This window comes from Streptomyces sp. NPDC048659 (assembly GCF_040650575.1).
Lineage (GTDB): Bacteria > Actinomycetota > Actinomycetes > Streptomycetales > Streptomycetaceae > Streptomyces.
The window spans coordinates 46,480-54,857 of sequence record NZ_JBEZHM010000056.1 but is presented as its reverse complement, the minus strand read 5'-3'; the positions used below and the strand labels follow the sequence as shown (position 1 = coordinate 54,857).

The 8,378-nt window shown below is 76.2% G+C and carries 8 protein-coding genes; 1 reads left to right on the top strand and 7 read right to left on the bottom strand.

The window, feature by feature from the left end; all coding sequences use genetic code 11:
* Nucleotides 1-111: 111 nt before the first annotated feature.
* Genes AB0C99_RS31950 through AB0C99_RS31925 form a run of 6 tightly spaced genes read right to left on the bottom strand, consistent with a single transcriptional unit; the run spans nucleotide 112 to nucleotide 5,756 of the window.
* Nucleotides 112-819, bottom strand: coding sequence for a class III extradiol dioxygenase subunit B-like domain-containing protein (locus AB0C99_RS31950; protein WP_362482634.1), 708 nt, complete (start codon nucleotides 817-819; stop codon nucleotides 112-114).
* A gap of 10 nt (nucleotides 820-829) precedes the next feature.
* Complete coding sequence (locus AB0C99_RS31945; RefSeq protein WP_362482631.1) at nucleotides 830-1,201, bottom strand: hypothetical protein; 372 nt, start codon at nucleotides 1,199-1,201, stop codon at nucleotides 830-832.
* Between the two features lie 44 nt (nucleotides 1,202-1,245).
* On the bottom strand, nucleotides 1,246-2,778 hold the full coding sequence (miaB, locus tag AB0C99_RS31940) for a tRNA (N6-isopentenyl adenosine(37)-C2)-methylthiotransferase MiaB (RefSeq protein ID WP_362482629.1): 1,533 nt from the start codon (nucleotides 2,776-2,778) through the stop codon (nucleotides 1,246-1,248).
* A 34-nt stretch (nucleotides 2,779-2,812) separates the two neighbouring features.
* A complete protein-coding gene (locus tag AB0C99_RS31935) occupies nucleotides 2,813-3,487 on the bottom strand; it encodes a HisA/HisF-related TIM barrel protein (RefSeq protein ID WP_362482627.1) in 675 nt (224 codons plus the stop codon).
* A gap of 11 nt (nucleotides 3,488-3,498) precedes the next feature.
* A complete protein-coding gene (pdxA, locus tag AB0C99_RS31930) occupies nucleotides 3,499-4,590 on the bottom strand; it encodes a 4-hydroxythreonine-4-phosphate dehydrogenase PdxA (protein WP_362482624.1) in 1,092 nt (363 codons plus the stop codon).
* A complete protein-coding gene (locus tag AB0C99_RS31925) occupies nucleotides 4,587-5,756 on the bottom strand; it encodes a four-carbon acid sugar kinase family protein (RefSeq protein ID WP_362482621.1) in 1,170 nt (389 codons plus the stop codon). The genes pdxA and AB0C99_RS31925 overlap by 4 nt, the downstream gene beginning before the upstream one ends.
* A 158-nt stretch (nucleotides 5,757-5,914) precedes the next feature.
* On the opposite strand from AB0C99_RS31925, the gene AB0C99_RS31920 reads away from it, so the two are divergent.
* Entirely contained in the window at nucleotides 5,915-6,910 is a 996-nt protein-coding gene (locus AB0C99_RS31920; protein ID WP_362482618.1) for a LysR substrate-binding domain-containing protein, read from the top strand.
* Here AB0C99_RS31920 and AB0C99_RS31915 read toward each other — a convergent pair.
* The gene (locus AB0C99_RS31915; RefSeq protein ID WP_362482617.1) at nucleotides 6,903-8,288 is read right to left on the bottom strand and encodes a hypothetical protein; all 1,386 of its coding nucleotides are present in this window, start codon (nucleotides 8,286-8,288) and stop codon (nucleotides 6,903-6,905) included. The genes AB0C99_RS31920 and AB0C99_RS31915 overlap by 8 nt on opposite strands.
* Nucleotides 8,289-8,378 lie beyond the last annotated feature (90 nt).

The window sequence follows — 8,378 nt, the reverse complement described above, 5'->3', positions numbered from 1 at the left end:
CCCGGCTCCTCGGGGGAGGCGCCGAGACCGCCCCGCCGGCCCCCGCCGAGACCCCCGTCCCGCCGTCCGCCGTCGTACGTCCGGAGCCGGGCCGGGCGGCCCTGGCCCGGCTCAGCTCCAGGCGGCGACCGCGTACCCGACGCCGTAGGGGGCGTCCTCGTAGAGCAGCCGGCCCTCCAGGCCCGCGCCCTCGGCGGCGCCCGCGAGCACCTGCCAGGGGGCCCGGCCGGTCGCCAGCAGCGCGCGGGCCAGGTCCGGGTCCAGGGCGAGCAGGGCGGCCGGGTCGGCCGTGCCGAGCGCGTGGGCGGCCCCGCTGTCGAAGCCCTCGGCGCGCTCGTCGTAGTAGCCGGGCGCCTTCACGGTGCGGCAGGCGCTGCCGTCGCCCATCACGAGCAGGGCGACGCGCTCCGCCGAGGCGCCGAGCTCCCGGCCCGTCGCGGCGCACCGCGCGGGCTCCGTGTCCTCGCCGACACCGAGCCCCTCGACGGGCGCGTCGGCCCAGCCGGTGTGCTCCAGGAGCCAGGCGGCGACCGCGAGCGAGGCGGGCAGCGGGCGCTCCCCGCCGGGCCCGGAGCCGAGCCGTACGGTCAGGTCGACGCCGAAGCCGGCGAAGGAGCCGGCCGCCCCGGCGGGGTGGACGCCCCGGGCGCCCTCCCCGGCGGGGCCGACGACGACGAGCCGGTCGGGGCGGGCGGCGGCGAGCACCGAGAGCGCGTCGGAGCAGGCCGACCGCGCGTCGTCGAGCTCGGCCGCCGCACCGGCCGCGACGGCGGGCACGAGCAGCGGGGGGCAGGGGCACACGGCGGCGGCGACAAGCATGATCCGCAGCCTACTGCGCGGGGCGCCCGTCCTCGGGAGACCGCCCCGGACCGTCCGCGCCCCCGGCGGGCCCGGCGGCCCAGGCGGCCGTGTCCGGGCCCTCGGGCGCGTCGGGACCGTCGTCGGAGGCGTAGAGCAGCTCCGCGATGGTCAGCGTGATCTCCAGGCGGGTCACGGCGCCCTGGAGGACCAGCAGGTGGCTGTCGCCGTCCGGGAGGCGGTACACCTCACGGCGCTTCTCCCGGCGCGGCCTGCGGTACCACCGCGCGGCCTCGACGAGCGCCTCCCGGGCGTCGTCCCGGGTGCCGGTCACCCGGGCGACCACCTCGGTGACGTACCCCTCGTTGCGGCCGAACTGGGCGATGACGGCCCACCGTCCCATGCTGCCCCCTCTGCTCGTGGCCCGGTGGCCTGGCGGCCCGGTCCTCAGTGGCTTCCGCAGGCCGGCGCGTCGGCGGCGGGCAGCGGTTCCGGGACGCCGATCTTCGGCAGCCCCAGCAGTACACCGGCCGGCTTGGCGGCGGCCTCGGCGTTGCGCTTCTCCCAGGCGTCGCCCGCGCGGGTGCGCCGGACGCCGGTGGTCGGGCCCTCGGCGAGGAGGTGGTGGGGGGCGGCGTAGGTGATCTCGACGGTCACCACGTCGCCCGGACGCACGTCCTCGTCCGGCTGGGTGAAGTGGACGAGCCGGTTGTCGGGGGCGCGGCCGGAGAGGCGGCGGGTCTCGCCGTCCTTGCGGCCCTCGCCCTCCGCGACCATGACCTCCAGGGTGCGGCCGACCTGCTTCTTGTTCTCCTCCCAGGAGATCTCCTCCTGGAGGGCGACCAGGCGCATGTAGCGCTCCTGGACGACCTCCTTGGGGATCTGCCCCTCCATGGTGGCCGCGGGGGTGCCGGGGCGCTTGGAGTACTGGAAGGTGAAGGCGTTCGCGAAGCGGGCCTCGCGGACGGCGTGCATGGTCTGCTCGAAGTCCTCCTCGGTCTCGCCGGGGAAGCCCACGATGATGTCGGTGGAGATGGCGGCGTGCGGGATCGCGGCGCGCACCTTCTCGATGATCCCGAGGAAGCGCTCCTGGCGGTACGAGCGGCGCATCGCCTTCAGGACCGTGTCGGAGCCGGACTGCATCGGCATGTGCAGCTGCGGCATCACGTTCGGCGTCTCGGCCATGGCGGCGATGACGTCGTCGGTGAAGTCGCGGGGGTGCGGGGAGGTGAAGCGGACGCGCTCCAGGCCCTCGATCCGGCCGCAGGCGCGCAGCAGCTTGCTGAACGCCTCGCGGTCGCCCAGGTCGGAGCCGTACGCGTTCACGTTCTGGCCGAGCAGGGTGATCTCCGAGACGCCCTCGGCGACCAGCGCCTCGACCTCGGCGAGGATGTCGCCGGGGCGGCGGTCCTCCTCCTTGCCGCGCAGCGCCGGGACGATGCAGAAGGTGCAGGTGTTGTTGCAGCCGACGGAGATCGAGACCCAGGCGGCGTACGCGGACTCGCGGCGGGTCGGCAGCGTGGAGGGGAACGCCTCCAGCGACTCGGCGATCTCGACCTGAGCCTCCTCCTGGACGCGGGCGCGCTCCAGGAGGACGGGCAGCTTGCCGATGTTGTGCGTGCCGAAGACCACGTCGACCCAGGGGGCCTTCTTGACGATGGTGTCGCGGTCCTTCTGCGCCAGGCAGCCGCCGACGGCGATCTGCATCCCGGGACGCCCGGCCTTGCGCGGGGCGAGCCGGCCGAGGTTGCCGTACAGCTTGTTGTCGGCGTTCTCGCGGACCGCGCAGGTGTTGAAGACCACGACGTCGGCGTCGCCGTCGGCGTCCGCCGGGGCCTTGACGTAACCCGCCTCCTCCAGGAGGCCGGAGAGCCGCTCGGAGTCGTGGACGTTCATCTGGCACCCGTAGGTGCGTACTTCGTAGGTGCGCGTCACGCCCGCCTCGGCCACTGCTCCGGTCCCGTCTTTGCTGCTGGTCACCTCACAAGGGTAAGGGGGCTCCGGGAGTGTCCGGCTACCTCGGGCCGCCGCTCGCCTCGACCAGGGCCGTGAGCTGCGCGGCAAGCCCTCCGGCGGCCGGGCGGACGGCGCCCGCGAAGGCGGCGGAGCCCACCGTGAAGGCGTCGGCGCCCGCCTCGGCGAGCGCGTGGACCTGGGCCGGGGTGGACAGCGAGCCGGCCACGACCAGCCGGCCCTCCGTGGCGGCGCGGGCGGCCCGGACCAGGTCGAGCGGGTCCGCCTCGGTGGCCCGGTGGGCGAGCAGGTCGACCCCGGCGCAGCCTGCGGCCTCGGCCCGGCGGCAGTCCGCGGCGATGCGGTCCGGGGTGCCCGCGAGGCGGGTGGGGTGGCCCTGGGGCTCGCCCGCGAAGGGCAGGTAGCGGACGGGGGTGCCGTCGAGCAGGGCCAGGGTCTCCTCGATCCAGACCCCGCCCATCAGCCAGTCGACGCCGAGGTCGGCGGCCGCGCGTACGGAGTCGAGGGCCTGGGCGCGGCCGGTGGAGACGACCTCCAGGTGGCTGGTGGCGCCGAGCTCCCTGATCTGCTCGTGCAGGCGGGAGAGGGTCGCCGGGTCCACGCCGACGTCCTTGAAGCCGATGTGGGTGATGCCGAGGCCGCGGACGGAGTCCAGGACGTGGAGGCAGTCGGTGACGGTCCGGTCGGCGCGGGTGAGCATGAAGATGAAGTCCATGGGGTCCCCCTTCAGGAGTGGGCGGCGGGATCGGCCGGGGTGTCCGCGCGGGTCTTCGCGTGCGCGTCCGCGCGGGCCTCGGTGTGGGTGTCCGCGCGGTCGGCGAGTGCGGCGGCGTGCCGCAGGGCGGTGAGCAGGCTGGCGGGGTCGGCGGTCCCGGTGCCCGCCAGGTCGAACGCGGTGCCGTGGTCGACGCTGGTGCGGACGAACGGCAGGCCGAGGGTGATGTTCACGCCGTGCTCCAGGCCCAGGTACTTCACCGGGATCAGGCCCTGGTCGTGGTACTGCGCCACGACCACGTCGAACTCGCCCGCGCGGGCCCGCATGAAGACGGTGTCCGCGGGGTGCGGCCCGCTGGCGTCGATGCCCTCCGCGCGGGCGGCGCGCACGGCGGGGGCGATGACGTCGAGGTCCTCGCGGCCGAAGAGGCCGTTCTCCCCCGCGTGCGGGTTGAGTCCCGCGACGGCGATCCGGGCGCCGGGCCCGAGGGCCCGGTGGGCGAGCCGGATGATGTCCAGCTCCCGCTCGGGCGTGAGGGCGTCGATGGCGTCGCGCAGCGACTGGTGGACGGTGACGAGGACGGTCCGCAGCTCGTCGTTGGCCAGCATCATGGCGTACCGCTCGGTCCCGGACAGCTCGGCCAGGATCTCGGTGTGGCCGGGGTAGGGCAGTCCGGCCAGGCCGAGGGCCTCCTTGTTGATCGGCGCGGTCGTGATCGCGCGCACCTCGCCGGCGAGCGCCAGCTCGATCGCCCGGCGCACATACGCGAAGGAGGCCGCGCCCGCGCGGGCGTCCACGGTGCCGAGGGCGAGCTCGGCCGGGAGGGCGGGGCCCTCGGGGAGCACGTGCAGGACGCCCGGTCCGCCGGGCCCGCCGTGCGGCGCGTCGCCGCGGGTGGCCTCGGCGGGAGTCTCGACCGTCCGGACGGTCAGCGGGACGCCGGTGACGCGGCAGGCGCGGGCGAGGACGCCGGGGTCGCCGATGACGAGGACCGGGGCGGGGCGCCCGGGGTCGGCGCAGGCCCTGACGGTGATCTCGGGTCCGATGCCGTGCGGGTCGCCCATGGTGAGGGCCAGCGGGCGGGGGCCGGGGCGGCGGTTCACCGCGCGTCCCCGGCCGTCGTCAGGAGCGCGCAGAGGCGGACGAGGGCGCCGTCGTCGCCGAAGCCGCCCGCCTTGACGAGGACGGGGAGGCGGGGGGCGGCGGGGCCGTGCAGGGTGCCTCGGGCGATGCCCGGTTCGGGTTCGTCCCGCAGCTCCACGCCGGTGGCGCCGAGGACGCCGAGGACGGCGGCGGCGGTCTCCCCGCCGGTGAGCACGAGCCCGTCGGCCAGGCCCTCGGCCACCGCCCCGGCCGCCGCGGCGGCGATCCTGCGGGTCAGCTCGGCGGGGTCGGCGCCCCGCGCGTCGGGGGTGTGCAGCGCGAGCAGGGGCGCCGCCGCGGCGCGCAGGGCGGCGAGGGCCGCCGCCGGGTCCCCGGCGACCGCCCCGGCGGCGCCCGCGCGCTCGTACAGCGCGGCGAGCTGGCGCCGGCTGGCGGGGTTGGCGCTGCCGACGACGGCCAGCGGCCGACGGACGGGCGGCGATACGGGGAGGGCGGCGGTACGGGACGGGGCGCGGCCGTGGCGGCGGGCCAGCGCGGCGGCGAGGCCCGGGGAGCCGACCCACAGCACCTCGTCGGGCCGGGGCACGGCGGCGACGAGCGCGTCGAGCTCCTCGTCCGTGGCCGCCGAGCACGTGAACACCCCGTCTCCGGCGAGGAGTCCGAGCCGGTCCGCGTCGACGGCGACGGCCTCGGGCAGCAGCGCGGCGAGCTCGGCGGTGCGGACCGGGTGGGCCGGGTCGCGGGCGAACTCGCTCTCGTCGACCCGTACCCCCCGGACGTACTGGACGCCCCCGACCGTCGTGCGCCCCTCGGCGGGGAAGGCGGGGGCGAGGACGGCCGCCCGGCGGCCCGAGCCCGCGAGGGCGGCGCGGAGTTCGGCGGCGACGTGGCCGCGCAGGGTCGAGTCGACCGTCTTGAGCAGCAGGCCGGCGCCCGCGTACGCGACGGCCGCCGCCCGGGTCCGGGCGGCCGCCTCGGGCTCGGCGAGCAGCCGGGTGCCCAGGTCGACGGCGGTGACGCCGGGCCCCGGGGCCTCGGCGCCGGGCGCGGGCGGCGCGAAGAGGACCAGGGCCGGGTGGCCCGCCCTGCGGAAGGGGACGGCGCCGTCGGCGGCGCTGGTGAGGTCGTCGGCGAGGACGACGCACGACAGGGTGGACGGCTCCATCGGGTGGGGTGCCCCTCGGCTCGGGTTCCGTGGCGTGGCGTGACGTGGCACGGCGTCGCAGGACGTGTGTCGCGTCACGTGACGTGATCAACACTGGCCCGTGCGAACCCGCTGGACAAGCGATTCCTTCTCACCCCGCCTGTGAGTAGATTTCACACATGAGCCGGCCCGACCTGCCCCCGCTGAACACGCTCCTGCCCTTCGAGGCGACCGTGCGCCACGCGAGCATGACCCGGGCGGCCCAGGAGCTGCACGTCACCCACGGGGCCGTCAGCCGCCAGGTGCGGAATCTGGAGCGGGCCCTCGGCACGCCCCTCTTCGAGCGGGGCCCGCGCTCCCTGCGCCCCACCCCGCAGGCCCGCCGCCTCGCCGCTGCGGTCCGGGACGCGCTCGACCTGGTCGAGGCGGCGGCCCTGGAGGTCTCGGGCCGGCAGCGCGGCGGGCCGCTCGCGCTGTCCTGCGAGCCGACGCTCCTGATGCGCTGGCTGATCCCGCGCCTGCCGGACCTCGCCGCCCGGCACCCGGAGCTGACCGTGCACCTGTCGGCGGGCGGCGGGCCGGTGGCCTTCGCCCGGGACACGGTGGACGCGGCGGTGCGGCGGGACGACTTCGCCGTACCCGAGGGGGTGAGCCGGGTGCCGCTCTTCGACGAGTGGATCGGCCCGGTCTGCCACCCCGGGCTCGCCGCGCGGCTGACCGCCGGGGAGCCGGTGCCCCTGCTGCACACCAGCACCCGGCCGGCCGCCTGGGCGGACTGGCGGCGCCTGACGGGACGGGAGTCTCCCGGGACTCCCGCTCCGGCTCCCGCTCCCGCTCCCGCTCCCGACCAGACCTTCGAGCACTTCTACCTGGCGCTCCAGGCCGCCGTCGCCGGGGTGGGCGTCGCCGTCGGGCCGTACGCGCTCGTCCACGACGACCTGGTGCGGGGGCAGTTGGCGGCCCCGTACGGCTTCGTCGCCGACGGCACCGGCTACGGGCTGCTCAGCCCCCGCCCGCCGGAGCGGGACACCAGGGTCGCCGCGCTGCTCGGCTGGCTGCGGGAGCAGGCGGCGCCGCTGACGCCGCCTGCCGGGGATCGCTTCGAGGACCGCTTCGGAGATCGCTTCGGGGATCGCTTCGGGGATCGCTTCGGGGATCGCTTCGGGGTCAGTTGAGCGGGACGGTCCGGAACGCCCGGGGACTCGTCGCGGCGGGCACCGGCACGCTCCGGACGCCCTTGTCGGAGGAGTGGGCGGGGGCGTCGGAGCCGACCGGGGTGGTGGTCATCGGCCGGTTGGAGGCGCAGCGCTGCTTCTCCGACTCGGCCATCGGGCCGGTGCGCTGGAGCAGCCGGTCCGGCACGGCGCGCGAGGGGCCGTCGATCACGGCGTGCAGCCGGTAGTCGTCCTTCTTGCTCAGGAACCAGCCCTCGACCCGCTCGCGGCTGGGCTGGAGCTCGACCCAGCTGACCTCGCCGGGCTGGATTCGCTCGACGACGGCCCGCTGGTCGCCGCTGAACCACTGCCAGGCCCGCTGCCAGCTTTGCTCGTACGCGAGGGAGAACTGGCCCGCCATCGGGCGCTCCTTGATCCGCTTCTCGTCCTCGGTCCGGTCGCCCGAAGTGGGCAGCCTGGCCACCTCGTTGAGGGCCAGGCCGTTGGCGGCGTAGGTCTGGGCGATGCTGTCGTAGGAGCGCTCGGTGAAGGACAGCGTGCGGTGGTGTTCGAGGGTGTTGCGGGTGCAGTTGACGAACGCCTCCCCGACGACCCGGGCGCGGTCGTAGTAGCGGAAGGACGTGCGGGTGTCGGGGCGGAAGACGCAGGCGTTCTCGCCGTTGCAGGCCGCCGCCGCGTTGTGGAGGGTCTTCTCCCGCTCGTTGCCCTTGTACGCCTCTGCCGTGCCGAGCGCGGTCTTGTCCACGGTCCTGTCGACGGCGGGCGGGACCTCGACGGCGCGAATGCGGGCGATCATCGGGGTGCAGGTCACATGGGTCTTGGCGTCGGTGACCTTGGAGGCGAAGGTGAGCAGGGGTTCGTTCTCGCCGGCTGTGAAGGTGTAGGTGCGGGCGGTCCAACGGCCGGGCCCCGGCTTGCCCTTGACCCGGTCGGGGTCGCCCGCCGTGGTCACCGGCTGGACCGTGCCGCCGGAGCCCTCGACGGTGTAGGGCTGCCCGTCGACGACCTGTTCGCCGGTGCACTCCTTGGAGACGGCCGGGCTGTCCTCGTAGGAGACGGTGACCCTGGCCCCGGCCCGTACGCCGCGCAGCCGCTGCCGGAGGGTGTTGCCGTCCTTCTGGAGGGCGACGCCGTGGGCGTTGTCGGTCCGTCCGGAGGCGGCGGGCGAGTAGCGCTGGTTCTGGCCGTCCCAGAAGTCGAGGCCGACGGTGGTGGGGCCGTCGCCCTTCATGACGGGGTCGGCGAAGTCGCCGTTGAGGACGGTGACGGTCTGGGTGGCGGGCGCCCCGGCGGCGGGGGCGGCCGGTCCGCCGTACGCGGTGGGGAGCAGCAGTCCGGCGGCGCCGAGGGCTGCGAGGGAGCGGAGGGAGGGAGACATGGGACGGACTCCTCGGGGGGGGGTGGTGCGTGCCAAGGGCGGGACGTTCTACGGAGCGGGGACGGGCGTGAGGGCCGGGGTGGCGGGCGC

Excerpts from the sequence above, each read along its gene's own strand:
- AB0C99_RS31920 (WP_362482618.1), top strand. The coding sequence starts at position 5,915 with ATGAGCCGGCCCGACCTGCCCCCGCTGAACACGCTCCTGCCCTTCGAG.
- AB0C99_RS31915 (WP_362482617.1), bottom strand. The coding sequence starts at position 8,288 with ATGTCTCCCTCCCTCCGCTCCCTCGCAGCCCTCGGCGCCGCCGGACTG.
- AB0C99_RS31950 (WP_362482634.1), bottom strand. The coding sequence starts at position 819 with ATGCTTGTCGCCGCCGCCGTGTGCCCCTGCCCCCCGCTGCTCGTGCCC.
- AB0C99_RS31945 (WP_362482631.1), bottom strand. The coding sequence starts at position 1,201 with ATGGGACGGTGGGCCGTCATCGCCCAGTTCGGCCGCAACGAGGGGTAC.
- AB0C99_RS31925 (WP_362482621.1), bottom strand. The coding sequence starts at position 5,756 with ATGGAGCCGTCCACCCTGTCGTGCGTCGTCCTCGCCGACGACCTCACC.
- AB0C99_RS31935 (WP_362482627.1), bottom strand. The coding sequence starts at position 3,487 with ATGGACTTCATCTTCATGCTCACCCGCGCCGACCGGACCGTCACCGAC.